Source organism: Mumia sp. ZJ430, assembly GCF_011751845.1.
Taxonomy (GTDB): Bacteria; Actinomycetota; Actinomycetes; order Propionibacteriales; family Nocardioidaceae; genus Mumia.
This window is the reverse complement of record NZ_JAAHFK010000002.1, coordinates 446,565-468,408: the sequence shown is the minus strand read 5'-3', so window position 1 is coordinate 468,408 and position 21,844 is coordinate 446,565. Positions and strand designations below refer to the sequence as shown.

16 protein-coding genes are annotated in these 21,844 nt (G+C 68.9%); 9 read left to right on the top strand and 7 right to left on the bottom strand.

Annotated elements, in window-relative coordinates:
• Positions 1-7: 7 nt before the first annotated feature.
• Positions 8-2,089: a hypothetical protein gene (locus HCT63_RS08755; protein WP_167003270.1), complete on the bottom strand. Its 2,082-nt coding sequence runs from the start codon at positions 2,087-2,089 to the stop codon at positions 8-10.
• Positions 2,090-2,237: 148 nt separating this feature from the next.
• On the opposite strand from HCT63_RS08755, the gene HCT63_RS08750 reads away from it, so the two are divergent.
• Positions 2,238-2,822, top strand: coding sequence for a GNAT family N-acetyltransferase (locus HCT63_RS08750; RefSeq protein WP_167003268.1), 585 nt, complete (start codon positions 2,238-2,240; stop codon positions 2,820-2,822).
• A 6-nt stretch (positions 2,823-2,828) separates the two neighbouring features.
• Here HCT63_RS08750 and HCT63_RS08745 read toward each other — a convergent pair whose 3' ends face one another.
• Positions 2,829-3,506 (bottom strand): hypothetical protein, encoded by a 678-nt coding sequence (locus HCT63_RS08745; protein WP_167003266.1) that lies wholly within the window; start codon positions 3,504-3,506, stop codon positions 2,829-2,831.
• 508 nt (positions 3,507-4,014) lie between these two features.
• On the opposite strand from HCT63_RS08745, the gene HCT63_RS08740 reads away from it, so the two are divergent.
• The 4 genes from HCT63_RS08740 to HCT63_RS08725 all read left to right on the top strand — a co-directional run bounded on the left by HCT63_RS08740 (position 4,015) and on the right by HCT63_RS08725 (position 9,593).
• Positions 4,015-4,350 carry a helix-turn-helix domain-containing protein gene (locus HCT63_RS08740; protein WP_167003265.1) on the top strand — a complete coding sequence of 112 codons (336 nt, stop codon included), beginning with the start codon at positions 4,015-4,017 and terminating at the stop codon, positions 4,348-4,350.
• Positions 4,337-5,593: a type II toxin-antitoxin system HipA family toxin gene (locus HCT63_RS08735; RefSeq protein WP_167003263.1), complete on the top strand. Its 1,257-nt coding sequence runs from the start codon at positions 4,337-4,339 to the stop codon at positions 5,591-5,593. Before HCT63_RS08740 ends, HCT63_RS08735 begins: the two co-directional genes overlap by 14 nt.
• 137 nt (positions 5,594-5,730) lie before the next feature.
• Positions 5,731-8,346 (top strand): LamG domain-containing protein, encoded by a 2,616-nt coding sequence (locus HCT63_RS08730; RefSeq protein ID WP_167003260.1) that lies wholly within the window; start codon positions 5,731-5,733, stop codon positions 8,344-8,346.
• The gene (locus HCT63_RS08725) at positions 8,343-9,593 is read left to right on the top strand and encodes a hypothetical protein (protein WP_167003258.1); all 1,251 of its coding nucleotides are present in this window, start codon (positions 8,343-8,345) and stop codon (positions 9,591-9,593) included. Before HCT63_RS08730 ends, HCT63_RS08725 begins: the two co-directional genes overlap by 4 nt.
• 12 nt (positions 9,594-9,605) lie before the next feature.
• Here the strand turns inward: HCT63_RS08725 and HCT63_RS08720 are convergent, their stop codons facing one another.
• A complete protein-coding gene (locus HCT63_RS08720; protein ID WP_167003256.1) occupies positions 9,606-10,361 on the bottom strand; it encodes a hypothetical protein in 756 nt (251 codons plus the stop codon).
• A gap of 106 nt (positions 10,362-10,467) precedes the next feature.
• On the bottom strand, positions 10,468-11,025 hold the full coding sequence (locus tag HCT63_RS08715; RefSeq protein WP_167003254.1) for a sigma-70 family RNA polymerase sigma factor: 558 nt from the start codon (positions 11,023-11,025) through the stop codon (positions 10,468-10,470).
• Here HCT63_RS08715 and HCT63_RS08710 point away from each other — a divergent pair.
• The 3 genes from HCT63_RS08710 (at position 11,024) to ppk2 (ending at position 14,184) form a co-directional block, all read left to right on the top strand.
• Positions 11,024-11,953 (top strand): serine/threonine-protein kinase, encoded by a 930-nt coding sequence (locus HCT63_RS08710; RefSeq protein WP_243842953.1) that lies wholly within the window; start codon positions 11,024-11,026, stop codon positions 11,951-11,953. The genes HCT63_RS08715 and HCT63_RS08710 overlap by 2 nt on opposite strands.
• A gap of 95 nt (positions 11,954-12,048) precedes the next feature.
• Positions 12,049-13,320, top strand: coding sequence for a DUF4143 domain-containing protein (locus HCT63_RS08705; RefSeq protein WP_167003251.1), 1,272 nt, complete (start codon positions 12,049-12,051; stop codon positions 13,318-13,320).
• 42 nt (positions 13,321-13,362) lie between these two features.
• Complete coding sequence (gene ppk2, locus HCT63_RS08700; protein WP_167003249.1) at positions 13,363-14,184, top strand: polyphosphate kinase 2; 822 nt, start codon at positions 13,363-13,365, stop codon at positions 14,182-14,184.
• A 30-nt stretch (positions 14,185-14,214) separates the two neighbouring features.
• Here ppk2 and HCT63_RS08695 read toward each other — a convergent pair whose 3' ends face one another.
• From HCT63_RS08695 to HCT63_RS08685, 3 genes are all read right to left on the bottom strand, one after another.
• Positions 14,215-15,147 (bottom strand): hypothetical protein, encoded by a 933-nt coding sequence (locus HCT63_RS08695; protein WP_167003247.1) that lies wholly within the window; start codon positions 15,145-15,147, stop codon positions 14,215-14,217.
• Complete coding sequence (locus tag HCT63_RS08690) at positions 15,144-15,482, bottom strand: PadR family transcriptional regulator (RefSeq protein WP_167003245.1); 339 nt, start codon at positions 15,480-15,482, stop codon at positions 15,144-15,146. Before HCT63_RS08690 ends, HCT63_RS08695 begins: the two co-directional genes overlap by 4 nt.
• Before the next feature lie 96 nt (positions 15,483-15,578).
• Positions 15,579-19,001: a helicase-related protein gene (locus HCT63_RS08685; RefSeq protein WP_167003243.1), complete on the bottom strand. Its 3,423-nt coding sequence runs from the start codon at positions 18,999-19,001 to the stop codon at positions 15,579-15,581.
• 135 nt (positions 19,002-19,136) lie between these two features.
• Between HCT63_RS08685 and HCT63_RS08680 the strand changes: the two genes are divergently transcribed.
• The gene (locus HCT63_RS08680; protein WP_167003241.1) at positions 19,137-21,803 is read left to right on the top strand and encodes a DEAD/DEAH box helicase; all 2,667 of its coding nucleotides are present in this window, start codon (positions 19,137-19,139) and stop codon (positions 21,801-21,803) included.
• Positions 21,804-21,844: the final 41 nt, after the last annotated feature.

Here is a 21,844-nt window from a genome sequence, read left to right as displayed (position 1 = left end):
TTCTTTGTCAGGACACTCCGTCGGCACGGTAGATCGGCTCGAACGCAGGGGTCCCGTCGGCCCTCGAGCCGTTGTGCTTGAGGATGCACGCGATCCCGGTGCCTGGCCGATACAACACCAGGTGGTCGAGCTTGCCGGTGCTGGCGCCGTCGAAGGCGATGATCTGATCGTCGATCGAGGTGAGCTCGTATCCACCGATGCCGGGATCGTGATCGCCCTGCTGATAGACCGCCGTGAACTCGAGGCTTCCTTCGCTGTTCATGCCGGTGCACTTGACGATGAAGAGGATGCCCTTGTACGAGGGGCTCGTGCCGGGCCGGTACATCACCAGGTGGTCGGCCTTCCCGGAGCCGTCGAAGTCGAAGGCGATCACCTGGTCGGTGGTCTCCGACAGGTCGAAGCCGCCGATCCCGCTTCTCCCGATGTAGACCGGGGTGAACTCGAGGCCACCCGACACCTTCTCGCCGTCGTACCTCAGGACGAAGGCGATGCCGGTGCCTGGCCGATACAGCAGCAGGTGGTCGAGGTTGCCAGTGCTGGCACCGTCGAAGGCGATGATCCGATCTCTGCCGGAGGTCAGGTCGAAGCCGCCGATGCCGGAACCGCCCTGAGGTTGCTGAAAGAGCGCCGCGAACTGCAAGGTCCCGTCCGCGCCTGTGCCGTCGCGCTCGACGACGTAGACGGCGCCCTTGCCGGGCCGGTAGAGCACCAGGTGGTCGAGCGTGCCCTTGCTGTCGAGGTCATAGGCGATCACCTGATCGCTGCTGGACGACAGATCGAAACCGGCGATCCCGTCGGTCGCGGAGTAGACGGGTGTGAACCTGGGCGTGCCGTCGGACTGAGCGCCGTCGTGCTTCAGAATCTGAGCAATGCCGGTGCCGGGCCGGTAGCAGAGCAGGTGATCGAGCTTGCCGGTGCTCGTGCCGTCGAAGGCGATGATCCGGTCCGCATACTCGGTCAGGTCGAAGCCGCCGATGCCGGAACCGCCCTGAGGCTGCTGATAGAGCGGCTTGAACCGCGCGTTGCCGTCGGGCCCCTTGCCGTCGCGCTCGACCAGGTAGAAAGCGCCCTTGCCAGGTCGGTAGAGCGCCAGGTGGTCGAGCTTGCCCGTGCCGCCAAAGTCGTGCGCGAACACGCGATCTGTCTTCGTCGTCAGATCGAAGCCGCCGATTCCTGCGAGACCGAGTCGTACGTTCATCACGTCCAGCACGCGCCGGATCGGGGTGCTGAGCCCTGCGGACCCGCCGCCTGCGAACAGCAGTCCGATCACGCGACCGTGGTCGTCGACCACGACCGATCCGGAGTCACCCGGACCTGCGAACGTCGGCGAGGGGTCGACCGCCGCGATGCTGATCTGGTCGGAGAGCGTCACCTTGCCCACACCGTGCCCGAAGTCGATCGTCGTGGAGGTGTGAAGGCCGTCGACTCTCCCGTGCGTCAAGCCGGTGGTGCGCCCCCGCTTGCGGACACTGAGGCCCAGAGTCGCGTCTGCGGTCCCCGTGAGGACCCCGATGTCCTGGACCTCGCAGACCCAGCTGGTGTACCAGCCCTGCAGATGGGCGACGGCGGCGTCGACGTTCTTGCCGAGCGTCCCTCGGAGGATCGGGCCGATGAAGCGAGCCGTGATGGGGTTGTCGACGAGACTCGGCTGGACGATCTGCCGAGACCGGGCGGGCTCGTGCCATCCCTCGTTCACGCAGAAGACGTGGTAGTTGCTCAGCGCCAACGCGTCGCCGGTGTCGTTGTCGACGACGATCGCGCCGAGGGTGCCGGCCCAGATCCCGTCGACGATCCTGTACGGCCCGACGCTGATGCCGCCCTTCACCGGGTTGTAGCTGCCGGTGTCGTCCAGCGGCTCGTAGCGACCCTCGATGACGTCGGTGGGGATGCCCTCGATCTCCGCGGGGATCCACTCGTCCTCGGGAACATCGTGCTTGTGCGCGACGTGGACCCGGATCACGATCTCGTCGGTGCGTTCCCCGTCGACGTACTTGTAACCGATGTCGACCGCGGTGACACCGGGCCTGCTCAGGAGCTCGTCTTCTGCGGCCCGCTTGATGGGCAGGATCTCTTGCACGCGGTCGGTCACGACGCGTCCCCCAACGATCGTTTGTGCCAGTGGATGTCCCGAGTGGCTGTCAGCGTGGCAGATGCGTCAGGTTCTGGCACAAAATGTCACGAGACTGCCGAAACTGCCTCAGGGGGAATGTCGTTGCTGCGCCCTACGCTCGGTGTCCATGAGCATCGAGGTCCGCCCGGCGACGTCGTACGAGGACGTGGCGACTCTGGTCGGGCCGAAGCGTCCCGACGCCAACGTGTGCTGGTGCCTCAGCTATCGCCTGACGACGTCCAAGGAGAACCGCGAGCTCGTCGGGCCCGCACGCGGCGCTCGCGTGGAGCAGCTCGTCCGCGAGGACCCGCCGCCGGGCGTCCTCGCGTACGACGGGGACGAGGTCGTCGGCTGGGCGGCCGTGCACCCGCGCGCCGACACGAGCTTTGCCCGCAACCGCAGGATCCCGCACGTCGACGACCTCGATGTCTGGTCGCTCTGGTGTGTGCGCGTCCGCCCGGGGCATCGCGGCCAGGGCATCGTGCACCACCTCGTCGAAGGGGCGGTGGAGTTCGCTCGCGCGTACGGGGCGCCGGTGCTCGAGGCCTATCCGGTCGACAACGGCGGCGCGAAGGTCGATCTGACGATGGCGTACGTCGGCACGCTCGCGGTGTTCGAGCGCGCAGGCTTCACGAAGGTCGCGGACACGGACTCCGTCCTCAACGGATTCCCGCGCGTCCTCGTACGCCGCGACCTGCGCGCGGACGGCTGAGGCGGGTCAGCCCTCGCGTGCAGCGACGAGTCGGTCGGTCGTCGCGCGCATCAGCTCTTGGAACGACTCGCCGGACGGCCCGCCGAGTCCTTCGGCGCTGACGCTCACGACGTCGTTGCCGATCCGCGCGACGCCGAACGTGATCTCCACCGGCAGATTGGTGGGCTGCTGCGTCCCGGTGAGGTAGACGGTGATCTGCGCGTCGATGTCCTTCGAGGCCGCCGTGTCGTCGGAGATGAGCGTGCCCTTGACGCCGGATCCGTTGTCGGCGCTGACCTCGAAGTCCGCGCACGACGCGAGCGCGTCGGCCGTCTCGTCGAACGAGGCCGCGACGTCGTCGTTCGGGTACGAGGTCGCGGTGCTGGTGATCGTGAGGACGTTGGCGCGGTTGAATCCGGCCTCGGCCCTCGGTGCCTCGTCGGCGTTCGCGAGGTCGAGCCCGGCGAGGCACTCGGCATCGTTGAGACTGGCGCGGGCGTCGTTCCCCCCGCCGTCGCCGCCGCTCGACAACGGGACGAAGCCCTCGGACAGATCGTCCAGCGTCACGAGCACAGACTCGAGCTGCTCCTCGCCCAACGTCGACGCCGCGTCCGATTCACTGGCACCGCATCCGGTGAGAAGGAGCGGAAGGGCCGCGAGGGGGAGGAGTACGCGGCCGACGCCGCCGGTTCGCCAATTCAGCACGCGGCGAGCGTACCGGCCGCGCATTTCATCGCGCGGTGAGGGAAAGGCGTGACATCACCACGCGGCGTCACTAACGTCGCGGAGACCGGTCTGTGCCCTGCGAACGAGAGGCCGCCCCTTGCGTCCCGCCGATGCTCCCGAGCTCGGGCACGTTCGCGGAGGCCGGGACGCAGGACACGGTGTTCGTCGGGCTGGCGAAGGACGCCGACAACTACCTGCTGTTCCGCTATCACAACCGCTTGAACCGAGCCGGCTGGGATCTCCGGGCCGACGGCCGACGTCGGGGGAGTGTTCGACTTCCGCGACCCGGCCGTACGCGCGCAGTTCCGCTACGCCGTCAGCGTCCGCCTCGACGACGGGACGATCACCCTCGACGGCGTCACCGCGAGAGGCACGCGCCGCACCTAGGGGAGCAGCGCCGCGTTGGAGATCATTCGCATCGGTGCGCGAAGCGCGTTAAAGTGACGTTTATAGCCTTAATCATCGCTTTAACGACTGTGGAGAAGTCATGACCAAGCGTACGCGGATGCTCGGGCGCCCGACCCTGCAAGCCGTCGAGGCCCTCGGCCACCAGGTAGCCGCAGCTCGTCGCCGTCGCGGCTGGACTGCGGCTGAGCTCGCCGAGCGCCTTGGTGTGTCTCCCGGAACTGTGCGCAAGATCGAGAGCGGCAATCCAACGGTCGCAGTCGGTCTGATGTTCGAGGCTGCCGTTCTGAGCGGAGTGGAGCTGTACGGAGTGCAGCCAGGAACGCTCGGCGAGGTCGTCGCACGAACGGCCGATCAGCTCGCGCTCCTGCCCCAGCGCGTGCGTACGCAGGAGGTCGAGTTCGATGACGACTTCTGAGCGCGTACCTCGGCAGGTCTTCGTGTGGGTGTGGCTGCCTGGCGCCACCGAGCCCGTCGTCGCCGGGCGGCTCGACCACGCCGGTGACCGCATCGTCTTCACCTACGGGCGGTCGTATCTCGAGCGTGCGGACGCCCTCTCGCTCTACCTCCCTGAGCTCCCGCTGCGCCGGGGCCCGATCGAGCCTGTCGGCGCGCTTCCGATCGCCGGCGCGATCCGTGACGCCGCGCCGGATGCTTGGGGAAGGCGGGTGATCCTCGCCGCTCGCACCGGTCGGCTCTCGGCCGCCAGTGACGTGGGGGAGCTCGACGAGTTCACCTACCTGCTCGACTCCGGGTCGAACAGGATCGGTGCGCTCGACTTCCAGCGGTCGGCGCGGTCGTACGAGGTGCGTGACGATCACGCGAGCCTTGCTGACCTGCAGGACGCAGCACAGCGCCTTGACGCCGGCGAGGTCCTTCCGCCTGACCTCGCCAGCGCGCTCGAGCATGGCACCTCTGTGGGTGGTGCGCGGCCGAAGGTCCTTGTCGACGACGGTGGACGCCAGCTGATCGCCAAGCTCTCGTCGTCGAGCGACGTCCTTCCGGTCGTCAAGGCCGAGGGGGCCGCGATGGAGCTCGCTCGCCGCGTGGGACTGTCCGCACCGCGCACCGAGGTCATCGAGTCACTTGGCCGTGATGTCCTGCTCGTCGAACGGTTCGACCGTACGGAGGTGCCGGGGCGGCGGAGGATGCTCGTGTCGGCGCTGACCATCCTTGGCCTGAGCGAGTTCGAGGGCCGGTACGCCACGTACCCGGACCTGGCATGGCAGATCCGTCAACGGTTCACGGACCCGGCAGCGACCCTGCGCGAGCTGTTCGGCCGGATCGTGTTCAACGTGTGCATCAGCAACATGGATGACCACGCGCGCAATCACGCCGCGTTCTGGGACGGCGAGAGGCTCACCCTGACCCCGGCGTACGACCTCGCGCCGATGGCCCGGACTGGTGCGACAGCCGCGCAGGCGATGGCGATCGACACCGAGGGACGGCGGGAGTCGAGGCTGCGGGTGTGCCTGGAAGCGGCGCCCATCTACCAGCTCACCCGGGCTCAGGCCGCCGACATCGTCGAGCGAACGGTCACGACGATCCGCGAGTCGTGGGATGACGTCGCCGACCTTGCGCGGCTGACTGCGGTAGAGAAGCGGGCGCTGTGGGAGAGGCAGTTCCTCAACCCGGCGATCTTCTTCGACGACGCCGGCTGATCTGCTCGTCGACGGCGTCCGGAGGCGGAAGGACATCAGTTCCCTCACGACACCCTCTGCGACCGCTTCGCGCAATTCCCCTCGTCGGCCGTCAGTTCTCCCTAGCCTGCATGGCACCGACGCACACAGGGGGATCCATGAAAGCGGTCAGCACGGCCGGCCAGAGGTTCATGCTGAACGCGCCCGTCAGCGGTGGCCCGTTCGCAGCGTTCACGGTGGAGTCGTGGGTGCGCCTCGCCCAGCTCGACGGGACGTACGGCGCCTATCCGATCGCGGTGATGACGAGCGGGTTCGCCAAGCTCGCGGTCGGCGTGCGTGCCGTCGCGGTAGGTGCGCGATGGACGGTGCTGGTGGGTGACATCAGCACCGATGCGCCCGTGGCCAACGCCGAGGTGGCGTTCGACGCCCCCGGCGGCACGATCGGGCGGGACGGGCACGGCTTCAGCGCCAGCAGGGAGGTGCCGGCGAACGACAGCTGGGTCCGCGTGTCGGTCGCCGTCGATGGCACCGTGATCGAGCTGTCCCTCGACGGGACGCTGGTCATCAGCCTGCCCACCACGATCGCGGGTGTGGGTCTGCCGATCAATGACATCGAGTTCAGCAGCGTCTTCGGGGACCACTTCTCAGCGACGTGCGATTTCGCCGGTGGCCGACTCTGGACGCGTCGCCTCACCCCGCAGGAGATCCGCCAGACGGCCAATCAGGACTCCGTGACGGATCACGATGTGCCCGCCGAATGGTTGGTCGACTCCGCCGTGCCCTGGATCGTCCGCAAAGGCCCGGCTGCTGACCAGGCGATCAATCTCTACCCGCCAGGGCTGGACCTGCGGACGGTGATCGTCGACGCTTCGGAGCTGGGTGACGTTCCGACCCTCAGCGAGCCCATCCCGGCGCCGCCCGCGCAGCCGCCGGCGCGGACGCCGCTGCCACCCGAGGTTCCGACCGTGCCGGTACCCGAGGGCGACGCCGACCGCATGACCATCTCGCAGAAGCTGCCCGACAACGTCGTCCACACCGGCCGTCGCGTCGTCGAGCTCGCGGTCCAACCGGCAACGGCGCCCAAGCAGGATGTCGCGCCGAGCACGAGCACGAGCACGAGCAAGCCTCTCGTCGCGCCCGCCAGCACACCCGGCCAGACGGGGCCACCCAACGTGATCTCTGGACCCTCGTCCTCAATAGGGTCAGGCCCGGGCGGAGGAGGAGGCGGCGGAGGAGGAGTGCTTCACCCACTCACGACCCACGACGACTACCGCCGCCAGGAGACGGATCGCCCCGCCCGTACGCAGATCGCGCTGCGGGACGACATCGTGCTCGCGCAGACGATCGGCTACCTCAACCCCAACTCCTTCCCCCTGATGGCCGGGTCGATGGACGGCGTCACCATGGCCGGTGTCAGGCTGGCGCTGAAGGGTGTGGACCCCGACAAGCTCGCCACAGCGATCCTGGACTCCAACAGCCAGCTCGTCGTCTATCCGAGCGCGGACGGGTCGTACCTCTGGCGTCTCGTCCCGCCAAGGACGGCGACCGAGCCGCGGCCCCGGCTGCTGTTCATCGAGACCTACAGCCTCACGAGCTTTCTCGGCCGGTACGGCGCCGGCCGCACCCTGAAGACGCTCACCCTGCTGCCGGGCGAGAAGGTGCGCATGCAGGTCCGCAGCTATCACCGCAAGTCCGTCACGTCCGCCCGAGCGTCGTCGGTGCTGGACTCCTCCAGCCGTGAGGCCGAGTCGGAGTTCGAACGTCTCGCGATGCAGGAGGACTCGACGAGCAGCGACATTGCCAGCAGCTTCGAGTACCACGCCGACATCGAGGCGAGGGGCGACGCGACGTGGGGGTGGGGGAGCGCGAGCGTCGACGTCTCCGGCGGCGTGAAAGGCAACAGCACCGCCGATCGGGAGACCTTCGCCAAGTCAACGGTCAACGCGCTCGACAAGCACACGTCACGCGCCTCGGCCGCCCGAGAGGTCTCCGTGACGACCGCGGATGAGGTCGCCGAGGAGTCGTGGGAGGAGGCCGACAACGAGCGGGTGCTCGAGAACATCAACCTGTCACGCACTCTCAACTACGTCTTCCGGCAGATGAACCAGGAGTACCTCACCGTCCTTCATCTGACCGACGTCAGAGTGGCGTACTTCGACGGGCTGCGAGAGTCCCGTGATGAGGTGCCGTTGCACCAGGCAGAGATCCTCATCGCCCGCCACAGCGACACCCTCGACCCCGCGAGCGCACGCGCCGAGGTCACGCGCGAAGTCAACGCGATCACCGGAACGAACAACCTGCAGAGCGACCAAGGCTTCATCCTCTCGAGCGCGGAGACGAGGGGAGATGCGTCGTCCCGCCACTACCGCGTGAACCTCGCGCACACCAGCGCGGTCACCATCGATGGCGAGCCGGCCGGGTTCACCGTTCCCGGCATCGTGCTGTCGACGAACCGAACGGTGATGCGCACCGACGGTGTCATGGTCGACGCCTACATCGGCACGGGCAACGCGCTCGACACCTACTCGACGGTCCTGCAGGAGCAGGAAGCCCGCCGCGTCACGCTGGAGAACGACCAGACGGAGGCGATCACCGCCATCCTGAGGTCGGCCGGCGGCGCGCAGGCCAGCGAACTCGACGGCTACACGAAGCTCGTCGAGGCCGTCGCCCGGTTCCGCAACGGATTCCCGTCACCGCCGCTGCAGATCGCGAACCCACAGCTCGGGGTGCTCTCGGCGCCGCACAACGGCCGGCAGGCGCAGGCACCGTCGTGAGAGCGGTCGACCGCCCCGTGCAGACGGTGAAGCGCACGCCCAAGATGAGCTATGACGTGTACGGCGCGACGCTCGTCCGGACGTTCGGCGCCTACTGTGTCGCCTGCGAGGCGCCTCTCCCGTCCGGCGTCCAGGTCGAGCACCGCGTCGCCAAGCAGGCGAACACCAACGCCGCCGCGGCGGAGTTCGAGACGTTCGAGATCCAGTACGTCGTCGCGTGCGGGGCGTGCAACGTGCGCAAGTCGGCCAAGGTCAAGACGACGACCGGTCTCGGCGCCTACCTGTGGCCGGATGCTGTGAACACGTTCAGTGCGTTCCGGTTCGACGGCGACGGCCAGACCTCCGCCTACCAGGGCCTGGACGCCTTCAAGCAGGACCTCTTCTCCCAGACCAAGATCACCCTGAAGGTCGACAGCGAGCTCGAGGACGCCCTCACCACCCCCGGGTTCGCCGACCGTGCGGACGCCACCATCGGTCTCTGGGGACTCAATGCTCGGACCACCACCAGTGCCTTCAGTCGCGAACTCGCTGCCGACATGCGCGTCGCGAGCCGCAAGAACGCCTTCGCCGCGGCAGCGGCCGTCGAGGCCGGCACACCCGTGATCGCGGGGAACGATCCGTCCTTCCCGGCACCCGTCGCCTACGCGATCATCAGCACCGGGTACTGGACGATCTGGACGCACTGCTTCTTGCGGAAGGGGCGAGCCGACCTCGTTCAACGTATGTTCACCGACCCGATGCTCAAGGTCGCGTTCCCCAATGCTGCCAGCTGCGTCACGTTCGGCGACAACGTCCTCACGCTCACGCCTCACGCGGAGCCGCAGGCACTGGAGGACTTCCGGAACGGCAAGGCGTACAACACGATCGGTTACGTCACGAGCCTCGGGACGGAGGGGTCGGAGACCCGCAAGTACCTCGGCGGCCCCCCCGCTCGCATCGGCGCGCGCGGTGGGTCGAACAAGCGGGATCGTGACGACGACGATGACAACTCCGACACCCGCGAACGTCCCCTCAAGCGGGCGCGCCACGAGCCTGAGAGTGCTTCCTCGTACGACGAGCCGTCGAAGTTCGACGACTCCTCGGACGAGTCGAGCGACAACATGGACCTCGAAGACGGCTCGAGCGACGACAGCGACTCTGATGACGGCGACCGCCAGCGGATCACATCGTCCCCGGCGATCCGCACGACGGCGCTCAAGAACGGCGGGAAGGTCACCCGGCACAAGGCCGGGACGACGCGTCGGTAGGCCGTCGCGTCGCTAGTCGCCGGCGATCCTCGCTGCTTCCTTGGCCAGCAGCTCGACCTTCTTCTCGCCGACCGCGTCGTTGACCTCGAGCACACCGACGCGCTTGCCGACGTTGAACACGGCGTAGCCACCGGCCACCGAGTCGGAGTCGAACGCCGGGAAGTACCAGATCATGTGGTGCGGCTCGGAGGACACGAGCACCGGGTCGCCGTACCCGAAGTCGCCGCCCTGGATCGCCTCGCACTCATCGACCAGCGTCACGATCGTCTCCGCCGCCTGAGCCGCGAGGTTCGGGGTGTCCGTCTCCGCGAGCTGCTCGATGACGTACCGGCCACCGGCACCGACGAGCTTCGCGTCGATGCGCGTGACGTCGTCGCCGATGGCGTCACCTAGCTCGAGGTCGCCGGTGCATGGCCCGAGCGGCAGGAACGAAGTCTGCTCCTGGGTAAACGAGTGGCGGGTCACGTCGTAGTAGAGGCGCTCGCGGATGACGTTCTCCTCGCTCAGGGCGTCGGTCGTGGCCGGGTCTGCGGCCGTTGTGGTGGGGGACGTCGAGGGATCCGCGCTCGCGGGTGCCGTGGTCGCAGTGGTGGCGGCGGTCGTGGTGCTGGCGGTCGGCGCCGAGGTCGAGGTCGGCGCCGGGCTCGTGGCCGACGGCAGCTGCGTGCTCGGGTCAGCGTCGCTGCTCACCTGGACGACGGCGGCCGCGCCGCCGACTCCGGTCAGGACTGCGGCGGCGGCGGCGATGACGGCGTAGTCGATCCTCATGAGCGTTCCTCCTGCTGTGGGGGCGCTTCTTGCGCCCCTTCACTCCCTCTGATGCAGGCGCCAGCACTTTTGTTGGCGAGGGCGGCCAAGAATTTCTCCGCCGTGTTCACAGCGTCGTCCGAAGTGCCGCGCGCATGAACGTCCGCGCCGCGTGGATGCGGTCCCGTACGGTGCCGACCGACGTGCCCGTGAGGGTGGCGATCTCGGCGTACGGCAGCGCGCCGAGGTCGCGCAGCACGAACGGCTCCACGACCTGCGGCTTGCTCTGCTCCAGCTGGTCGAGCGCCTCCATGAGGTCGAGCCGCGTCCCTGCGATGACGCTGGTCGTCCGCGGATCGGCGGTCTCGGGAAGGTCCGGTACGCCGCGGTTGCTCGCGCCCTGTCGCATGCGCCGGTACGTCATCCGCGCGCTGTTCGAGGCGATCACGGTGACCCAGCCCGCGAACGAGCCCGTGCCCGTATAGCCCGCGATGTTCTGCGCGATCGCGACGAGCGCGTCCTGCGCCGCATCCTCGGCGTCCTCGGTGTGCGGCAGGAAGCGCGAGCAGCGCCGTACGACCATCGGGCGGACGAGCGCGAGCAGCTCCTCGAGCGCATCGGGATCGCCCGAACGCGCCCGCGCGACCAGGTCGTCCGGCACCTGGCCGGGGGAGTGGGAGCTCATGGACCACTATCTTGGCGGCATGAAGCAGCTCGGGCGCTATCGCCTGGTGCGTGTCCTCGGCTCAGGTGCGTTCGCGACCGTCTGGCTCGGCGAGGACCCCAACCTCGAAGCACACGTCGCCGTCAAGGTGCTCGCGGACAACTGGGTGCACAACGCCGACGTGCGCGAGCGGTTCCTCACCGAGGCGCGACTGCTGCGGCGTGTGGACGACCCGCGTGTGGTGCGGGTGTTCGACATCGGGGTCAGCGACGATCGGCCGTACATCGTGATGGAGTACGTCCCCGGTGGCACGCTCGCCGACCGGATGGACGGGCTGGACAGCCGCCAGGCACTCGCGTACGGGGTCGAGGCCGCGCGTGCACTCCACGTGCTCCACGAGGCCGGGGTCGTGCATCGCGACGTCAAGCCGAGCAACCTGCTCGTCGACGACCGTACGACGCCGCCGCGCCTCCTCGTCTCCGACCTGGGGAGCGCCAAGGTGCTCGCCGAGGCGTCCGGGCTCACTGTCACCACCGGCACGCCGCTCTACATGGCGCCCGAGCAGGCTCACCAGAGCGACGGCTTCGACGCGCGCGCCGACGTCTATGCGGTCGCCGCCGTGACCTACCACCTGCTCAGCGGGCGGCCCCCGTACGACGACTCCACCGCAGCGGCCGTCGTGGCCCGTCGGCCCGACACCAAGCCCGCGCCGATCGCGGCGGCCGTGGATCTGCCTGCCGAGCTCGACCCGCTGCTGGCGCGTGCGCTGAGCTGGGAGCCGAGCAAGCGACCCGCGTCGGCCGCCGCCCTCGCCGATGCGCTCGAGCGGATCGCGTCCGAGGACCGGCCCACGCGCGTACGACGCGAGGTGCCGACGATCCTCGTGCTCGTGCTGTGCGTCGTCCTCTTCTTGGCGGCCTTCGCGATCACCTACCTGCTCATGCGCTGACCACGGGGGTGGAATGCGCCCACGCGCGACCATTTGTCAGAGAGAGGGGCGTCCAAATGTTAAGTAGAAACCTGCCCATCTGTTAGGTTCGGGCAATGGCATACCGTCGCCGGATCCTCGATGACGTGCTCGATGAGCTCCTCCCTCAATTGGCCGCGATTGCGATCGAAGGTGCTAAGGGGGTGGGTAAGACCGCGACCGCCGGCGAGCGTGCATCGACTGTCCTGTCGCTCGATGACCCGCGGCAGCGGGAGGTGCTCACCGCGAACCTCGACCGCATCACGCAGGTGCCTCCACCAGTCCTCCTCGATGAGTGGCAGCTTCTCCCCGCGGTCTGGGACAGGGTGCGCCGGGCAGTGGATGACGACAGTTCTGGGGGGCAGTACCTCCTTGCAGGGTCCGCGGGTGTGGGGCCTGGTATTCGCCTCCACTCAGGGGCCGGGCGGATCGTGAGTCTCGCGATGCGCCCGATGGCGTTCAGTGAGCGAGGGCTCGTCGAGCCTGTGGTCTCGCTCGGCGACCTTCTTACTGGTCGTCGACCAGACCTCGGCGGCGACGTCGATGTCGACCTTCCTGCCTATGTCGATGAGATCCTGCGGTCCGGCTTTCCCGGCATTCGCGACCTCTCGGGAAGGGCGCTGGGGGTCCAGCTCGACAGCTACGTGACCCGTGTCGTCGAACGCGAGTTGCCGGAGAACGGTGTCAACGTTCGTCGCCCCCATACGTTGCGCGCGTGGCTTGCCGCGTACGCGGCCGCTACCAGCACGGACGCCGCCTATTCGGCCATCCTCGACGCCGCGACGGCAGGTGATCACGACAAGCCCGCCCGTCAGACGGTCGACGCCTATCGCGATCACCTGCAGCGACTTTTCGTCCTCGACCCTGTCCCCGCGTGGCTCCCCGTGTTCGCCCCGCTCAAGCGGCTTACCCGTACGCCCAAGCACCATCTTGTCGACCCGGCCCTCGCGGCCCGGCTCGTTGGCGTTGGCAAGGAGGCCCTGCTTCGCGGCGACGGCAGTCGAGCGTCAGCGTCGACGGGCACCTGGCTTGGTGCGCTGTTCGAGTCGCTTGTGACGCAGAGCGTGCGGGTCTACGCCGCAGCAAACAACGCAGGCGTCGGCCACCTCCGAACGAAGAGCACAGATCGCGAGGTCGACCTCATCGTCGAGGGGGAAGACCGGCGAGTGGTGGCCATCGAAGTCAAACTCGCTCCGACGGTCGACGACAGAGACGTATGCCATCTCCACTGGCTCGGTGCGCAACTCGGCGAGCGGGTTGCCGATCGGATCGTCGTGACGACCGGACCTTACGCGTACCGCCGGGCTGACGGCATCGGAGTGGTTCCGCTGGCGCTTCTCGGACCCTAGTGACACCCGGCCGGATCGCGCCCGCGGCGTTATCGTCCCGTCATGAGCGCCGCAGCGAAGCAGCCCAAGCTCCCGACGAAGGTGTACGAGGCAGAGCTCGCGCGCTTGCAGATCGAGCTGGTCAAGCTCCAGGAGTGGGTGAGGACCACCGGGGCGCGCATCGTGGTGCTCTTCGAGGGCCGAGACGCTGCCGGCAAGGGCGGCACGATCAAGCGCATCACCGAGAACCTCAACCCGCGCATCGCCCGCATTGCTGCGCTTCCCGCGCCGACCGAGCGCGAGAAGACGCAGTGGTACTTCCAGCGCTACGTCCCGCACCTCCCCGCGGGCGGGGAGATCGCACTGTTCGACCGCTCCTGGTACAACCGCGCGGGTGTCGAGCACGTCATGGGCTACTGCACCAACGAGCAGTACGCGCTGTTCATGCGCCAGGCACCGGAGTTCGAGCAGATGCTGATCGAGGACGGGATCCTGCTGCGCAAGTACTGGTTCTCGGTGTCCGACGCGGAGCAGCTCAAGCGGTTCCGGTCGCGGGCCGGCGATCCGATCCGGCGCTGGAAGCTGAGTCCGACCGACATCGAGTCGGTCAACCGCTGGGAGGAGTACTCGCGGGCGAAGGACGAGATGATGGCCTACACCGACACGGTGACGAGCCCGTGGTTCGTGGTCGAGTCCGACAGCAAGAAGCGGGCCCGGCTGAACATGATCGCGCACCTGCTCTCGACCGTCCCATACACGGAGGTCGAGCCTCCCCACATCAAGATCCCCGGCCGCCCAGCGGCGACCGGCTCGTACGAGCGTCCGTCACGCGACCTGTCGACGTACGTCCCGGACCACGTCGCCGAGCTGCTTCGCGAGGGGTGAGCCGGAGGCAGCGGTTCGGTCGCTGTCGCCTCAGCGACTGGCGCGCCGCGCCTTGAGGACGCCGTCGATGACGTCCCACGCGGTGACGACGAGCACGCCGACGAGGATCCCCTGCGTCACCTGGTCGAGTGTCGAGGCATTCCACCCCAGACGCTCGACCAGCTCGGGGTTGAGGAAGTCACCGCTCTTCAGTACGGGCACCGTCACTGCGGCGAAGGCCACGCCGAGCGCCGCGTTGACGCCTGCCGCGGTCCAGGTCCACCCCTTGACGTGGACCCAGAGGGTGAACAGGATCTCGAGCGCGATCAGGCCGAGCACGATCGGGATCCACGACCCCCACAGCATGGGATCGAGGACAGCGATGCTCTCGCCGTCGATACGGACCGGCGAGCTGGTCTGCTGCCCGATCAGCAGGAACGCCATGACTGCCAGGTACACGAGGCTCGCGATCGTCTCCGCGTACGGCCGGCCGGAACGGGCCGTGGCCGGGAGCTTGTCCACGGTCCAGCGCTCGGTCACCTCGCCCTCACCGACGCCCGACCACTCCAGGACGGCGAAGACAGCCGTGACCCAGAACGCGATCTGGATGGCGGCGCTGATCATGACGCCGACCGCCCCGATCAGCGTCGTGGCGATGTTGTCGTCGGACGCGACACCGCTGATGATGTGCACCGTGCCGACGATGGGGAGGACGATCACGAGCACCAGGACGAGGAGGCGCAGCCACGGCATGAAGTACCGCGGCCCGATCAGTCGCGGCTCGCGGCCGGTGTACTTCACCGCGACGAGCAACGGGTCGCCCATCTCCTCCAGCACCTCGCGCTCGACGGCGGCGGAGTCACCGCGCGCGGCGACCGTGTCGGCGATGCGCTCACGAAGCTCGTCCCCGACATCGCGACGGGTCTGCCCCGGGAGCCACCGCGTGGCGGCGTGGACGTACCTGTCGGTCAACGTGGTGGTCATCGGGTTCCTCCGGTGGTGAAGCGCGCGAGCGCAGCGTCAATGTCGTGCCATGCGGCGGTGAGTGTCTTGGCGAGCTGGTCGCCGTCGGTGCTGGTGCGGTAGAACTTGCGCGGCCTCGCCTCGTCGGTGTTCCACTCGCTGGTGAGCAGGCCCTGCTTCTCCAGGCGGCGCAGCAGGGGATAGAGCGTGTTGCCGTCGACCGTGATGCCCGCGTCGTTGAGCGACTCGAGCAGGCCGTAGCCGTAGCCGGGTTCACGCAGGGAGACCAGGCTTGCGAGCACTACCGTGCCGCGCCGCAGTTCCTGCAGATGCTGTTGGATCAGGTCGTCGTCCACATCACGCACTATACAGTACGGCGCACTGTATGCGCATCTCGTACACCGTTCGCCGGTCGAGGCGGGTCTACGCGAGGGGGCGCATGCGAGGAGACCTCAGTGCGGCTCTCGGCCCTTCGCCCACATCTTGTCCCAGCTCGCCCGGTGCCCTGTGGCCTCGAAGCCGCCGAGGTCCACCCCGGCGAACGGGTCGTCGAGATAGCGGACGTCGTCGTACGCGGCACCGCGCGGATCGACGCGGACCATCGCCAGCCGATAGCGAGGGGCCGCGTTCTTGCCGGTCACGACCTCGTTGTGCGTGACGAAGAAGTCGTCGGCGCCGGCGATGCGGGCCTTGACCTCGATGCGGAGCGTCTCGCCGTTTGGCTCGGTGCTGAGCACGTCGTAGCCGGGGTTGTTGAACGCCTGCTCCTCCGGCGCCCGCCCCAGGCGCTCCTCGCACGCGAGGACGATATCGACACCGCGCCGCTCGACCTCCTTGGTGGCGACCGCGTGCATCGGCGCGTCACCCGGCAACGCGTCGTCGACCGACACGAGGGGCAGGACGAGCGCGGCGGTGACGATCCGCGGCGGCTTCGTCGACATCGACGCCTGCTTGTCGAGGGTCGCGAGGCGGCGTTCGAGCCTCACCTCGAGCTCGCGCGCCTTCCGACGCAGACGCTCGGGCGACTCCGTACTCCTCCCGCCGCCACGCTTGCTCGCGGACGCGGCGGCCGCATCGCGGACGAGCCGGTCGCACTCGCTGCTCAGCCGACCGGTGACGAGCGTCCGGGCACGCGCGAGCTCGCGTGAGCGTACGGGCTGGACCTCGGCGAGGTAGGCCGGCAGCTGGTGCGCGATGATCCAGCTCATCGCCTTGGCCTCGGCGTCCGCGAGCCACGGCCATGTGCGGGCGTCAGCGGTCTGAGGGCCAGGCGGCGCGGCGAGGCAGTCGAGGTACGGCGCGGGTCCGGCCGGTGTCACGACACCCTGCTCGTCGGCGTACGCGTATCCGAACCGCTTGGCGACCGAGCTGCCGGTGGCGTCGACGACCTCCTCGATCACCCCGACGAGCAGCTGCGGTCGGTCGAGCGTCGCCGACACGAGGACCGTCCCGCGCTCGAGGCATCCGCGCAGCAGCGCGATCGCCTCGTCCATCACCGCGTCGTGGAGCGCATGACCCGGAGCCAGGAGCTCGGCACGATCATGCCCGGCCGCCTCGACGGAGGCGAGGTCGAACGTGACGCGGTGATAGCGCGACGAGACCGGGCCGCGCCCCCTGCTCCGGATCTGCGCGGGGACGTGCGCGATCTCGTACCGGCCGGTCTCCCGTCGCGCGAGTCGCCCGCCCAGGCGAGTGAACGCTCCCTTGAACGCCAGCTCGATGTAGTACGGCTGGAGGCGGCGCGCGTGGGCCTCGTCCATCTGTCGTCTCATGGCAGCGAGGTCGGCCTCCGACATCGAGTCGTGCGCGAGCGCGTGCTCCGAGAGGAGCTCTCTGATCCCGTCGGCGACTCGGTGGTCGATGACCTCGTCCATGCTCGCGCGCACGGCGGGGTCCTCGCCGTACCGGACCGCCTCCATGAGGAGATCGCGCAGCGGTGTCTCGTCGAACGCGCCGCCGAGGATGTCGTAGACCTTGCCGCCGTACGCGGCGCGCTGTTCGTCGATCTTCTCGAGCAGCCGCTGGAAGACCTGGCCCTCTCGGGTATTGCTGGCGACCAGGTTCCAGAGGTGGCAGACCTCCGTCTGGCCGATGCGGTGGATGCGTCCGAAGCGCTGCTCGAGGCGGTTGGGGTTCCACGGGAGGTCGTAGTTGACCATCAGGTGCGCGGCGTGGAGGTTCAGCCCCTCCCCAGCGGCATCGGTCGCGAGGAGGATCTGAGCCTGCGGGTTGGTGGTGAACTCCTCGGTGATGCGCCTGCGATCGGATCGTGGCACGCCGCCGTGGATGGCGAGCACCGCGTCCGGCCTGCCGAGGAGCGACGTGATGCGCCGATTGAGGTAGTCGAGAGTGTCGCGGTGCTCGGAGAAGATGATGAGCTTGCGCGGACGACCGCCCGGACCGGAGGTGAGGGCCTCCGCCTCGAGGATCGTGCGCAGTTCGGTCCACTTGCGGTCGGTGCCGGCGTCGCGCACCCGCCTGGCCGCCTGCGTCAGCGCGGCGAGCTCGACCAGCTCCGCATCAAGCTCGCGCACCGTACGGGACGCCGTCGCGGCATCGACCAGCTCGTCCTCGAGCTCCTCGAGCTCGGCGGCCGCATACTCCTCGTCGTCGGAGAAGTCCGGCGGGTCCGCGAGCTCGGCCTCCCACGCGTCGACACCGGCGAGGATCTCCTCCTTGCGGCGTTCGAGGCGCGCGGTGCGGCGTACGAGGGAGCCGTAAATCGCCTCGGAGCTCGACGCGAGCCGTCGCTGCAACACCGTGAGTGCGAAGCCGACGGTGTTGCGGCGCTTGCCGTCCAGCCGGTCGGCGCGGTTCATCCCGTCGCGCACGTAGGCGGTGACGGCTTCGTACAGGTCGAGCTCGAGCGCGGTCAGTGCGTACGGGACGGTCTGCGCGATGCGTTCGGGGAAGAGCCGCCTACCGTCGAAGGTGAGCAGGTCCTCCTTGACCATGCGGCGCATGACGTCGGTGGTGTCGGAGGAGTGCAGGTCCTGCTGGTACTTGCCCTCGAACCGGTCACGGTCGAGCAGCGTCAAGAAGAGCTGGAAGTCCTCCTCCTTGCCGGAGTGGGGCGTCGCCGTCATCAGGAGGAAGTGTCGTGTCGCGCTCGCGAGGCGCTCGCCGAGGAGGAACCGCTTGGTCTTGCGGACCTTGCCGCCGAAGTAGTGGGCGGCCATGCGGTGCGCCTCGTCGACGACCACCAGGTCCCACTCGGCGTCGGCGAGCTGGGCCTGGAGCGCCTCATTGCGCGTGAGGTGGTCCATCCGGGCGATGAGCAGCGGGTGCCGCGCGAACACGTTGCCGGACCCGACCGCGTCGACCGCTTGGGGGGTGAGGAGGTCGAACCGCAGGCCGAACTTGACGAAGAGCTCGTCCTGCCACTGCTCGACGAGCCCGCCCGGCGCCACGATGAGACACCGACGGACGTCGTCGCGGAGCAGGAGCTCCTTGATGTAGAGGCCCGCCATGATCGTCTTGCCGGCGCCGGGGTCGTCGGCGAGCAGGAAGCGCAGCGGCGTGCGGGGGAGCAGCTCGCCGTACACCGCGCGGATCTGGTGGGGGAGCGGCTGCACATCGCTGGTCGCGACCGCGAGCATGGGGTCGTGCAATCCGGCGAGCGTGATGCGCTGCGCCTCGGCGACGAGCGCGAAGTCGTCGGCCGGGGCGTCGAACGGGCGACCGCCGGAGTCCGCCGAGCCCAGGGCCGCCTCGTCATCGCGGAAGAGCACGCGTTGCGAGAGGGCACCGGAGACGCTCTTGTAGGTGACCTCGAGCGCGTCGCCGCCGTGCCACTGGGCAGCGAGAACGAGCACGGCTTCACCAGGCACCAGACCGGCGATGCGCACGCCGGCGATGACCTCTTCGAGCGTCAAGGTCGAATTCCTCCCGAGATGGATTGCGGCCCGACTCTAGCGACGGTCGCTGACAGGATCGCGCGTGTCGGGGCGTCGGGGTGCGTCACTAGCCTTGCGTGGGGAACCCGCCGATGCTCAAGCCCGTGAGAGGTCATGAACCGAGACGAACGCAAGCAGCTGCGCACCCTCGCGAGCGAGGTCGAGGGCTGGACGGCAGCTGCGCAGGCGGTCACGGCGCAACGCGAGGACGACGAGGCGCGGGTGCGCGAGCTCGTCCGCGCGTTGCGAGCGCGCGCCGTCACGGTCGCGTACGACGGTCGTGCCGCGTGGCGCGTCGTTCCGCTGGGTCGCGACGATGCTCCGCTGCTGGAGCTGCTCGCTCATCGGGCGAACCTGCCGGCGCTGGAGGCTGCCGACCGCACGATGATCCAGGAGCTGGACGGGGGCCGCGAGATCGTCGAGACGGTCGCCGCGCTCGTCTCGTCCCGACGCTTCTTCGCCGGCCGTGAGCGCAAGGCAGAAGCGGCGGCGTCCGCAGATCAGCTCCGGGCACTGCACGCGTGGGGGACGGGCAGCGACGTCGCCGAGCGGCTCGCGCGGCTCGCGCGCTCATCCGGGCGGTACGACGCGACCAGCCTCGCCGCACCCGACCTGCTCGAGCCCGCGTTCGGCCTGGTCGGCGCGCTCTCCGACCTCGGTCATTCACCCGAGATGCTGCCCGGCGCGGCGCTGCACCGCCTCCCCGGAGCGGTCGACGCGCTCACGTCTGCGGTCCAGGCCGAGGCCGCGTACCGGGACGCGGCGAAGGACGCCGGCGAGGCCGTACGCAAGGCCGACGTCCATCGGCTGCTGTCCGACATGTCCGTCGAGGGGCTCAAGGAGGCGACCCGCGACCGGCTCCGGCTCGGGCCGCTGCGCGACGCCCGGATCACGACCGTCCAGCAGGTGCTCTCCGCGGGCCGGCTCGTCGAGACGCTCCCCGGTCTCGGCCCGACCACGGGCATGCAGATCGTCGGCGCCGCCCGCACGATCTGGCAGATCACGTACGACGAGACGCCGGTGCGCATCGACGTGGTCCGCAGACACTCCGAGACGACCCGGCTGCTGCACCACCTCGCGAACTGGGACTCCGCACGGCGGACGAGGGGCGCGTCCGCAGACCTCGTCCGCAGCCAAGAGCTCGCTGCGTTGGCCGACGCGATGGGCGAGCACGTGAGTCACGTCCTCGTCTTCGGGATCGCGGGGCGAGAGGCGGCCGAGCTGCTCGCCGGTGCCGACCGGGTCGTACGACGGGCGGCGCTGATCGCGAACGGCGACGGCGGCTCCGCGCACGCGATGCCGTCGGACGATCCCTGGGACGACTTCCTCGCGCGTCCTGCGGACTACTTCGCGATGCTCGGCGAGCTCGGCTTCCTGCTCGAGGACGACGAGAAGACGCACGGCGACCTTCCCGACGAGATCATCGAGGCCGTGCGCGCGCTCGAGCTGAGAGGCGACGACCTTGACGCGTCGCTGCGCGGCTACCAGAGCTTCGCGGCGCGGTTCGCGCTGGTGCAGCGCAAGGTGATCATCGGCGACGAGATGGGCCTCGGCAAGACGGTCGAGTCATTGGCCGTGCTCGCCCACCTCCGCAGCACGGGAGCCGCCACGCACTTCCTCGTGGTCTGCCCCGCCGCCGTCGTCACCAACTGGACCCGCGAGGTCACGAGCAAGTCGACGCTGACGGCATACCGGGTCCACGGCCCGGGACGTGACGAGGGCGCCCAGGCCTGGGTACGCGGAGGCGGCGTCGCTGTCACGACGTACGAGACGCTCGGTCGCCTCGATCCCTACCTGGAGCAGGTCGACGAGATCGGGTGCGTCATCGTCGACGAGGCGCACTACATCAAGAACCCGGATGCGCAACGGTCACAGCGGACCGCCGCGCTGCTCGACCGCAGCGAGCGCGCCGTCCTCCTGACCGGGACACCGCTGGAGAACCGCGTCGAGGAGTTCCGCAACCTGGTCGGCTACGTCCGTCCCGATCTCGTCGTCCATGCGAACGAGCTCGCGCCCCACCGGTTCCGGCGTCAGGTCGCGCCCGCGTACCTGCGGCGCAACCAGGAGGACGTCCTCGACGAGCTGCCCAAGCTCGTCGAGGTCGACGAGTGGCTCCCGATGACGCGCGACGACGAGCGGACCTACCGCGCCGCGGTCGTCGAGGGCAACTTCATGGCGATGCGGCAGGCGGCGATGCTCGGGCAGGACAGCCAGAAGATGGAGCGGCTGTGCGACGTCGTCGAAGAGGCCGAGGCGAACGACCGCCGCGTGATCGTCTTCTCGCACTTCCGTGAGGTCCTCGCACGCGTGGCACGTGAGCTTCCGGGTCCCGTCTTCGGTCCGTTGACGGGGTCGGTGCCCGCGGCCGCGCGCCAGGACATGGTCGACAAGTTCGCCGCCGCCGGCAACGGCGCGGTCCTGGTCGCGCAGATCGTGGCCGGCGGCGTCGGGCTCAACATCCAGGCGGCCTCGGTCGTCGTCATCTGCGAGCCGCAGCTCAAGCCGACGACCGAGGCCCAGGCAGTGGCGCGTGCTCATCGGATGGGACAGCTGAAGTCCGTCCAGGTGCACCGGCTGCTGTCGGAGGACGGGGTGGATCGCCGCATCACCGAGATCCTGGCCCAGAAGCGGAGGCTGTTCGACGAGTTCGCGCGGGTGAGCGACACCGCGGAGAGTGCGCCGGAGGCGGTCGACATCTCGGAGGCCGAGCTGGCGCGCGAGGTCGTCGCCGCCGAGCGGGTCCGGTTGCTGACACGAGACACCGGTGAACAGGGGCAATGACGAGGGGCCGGCCACCCTCCGGTGACCGGCCCCTCAGCTCA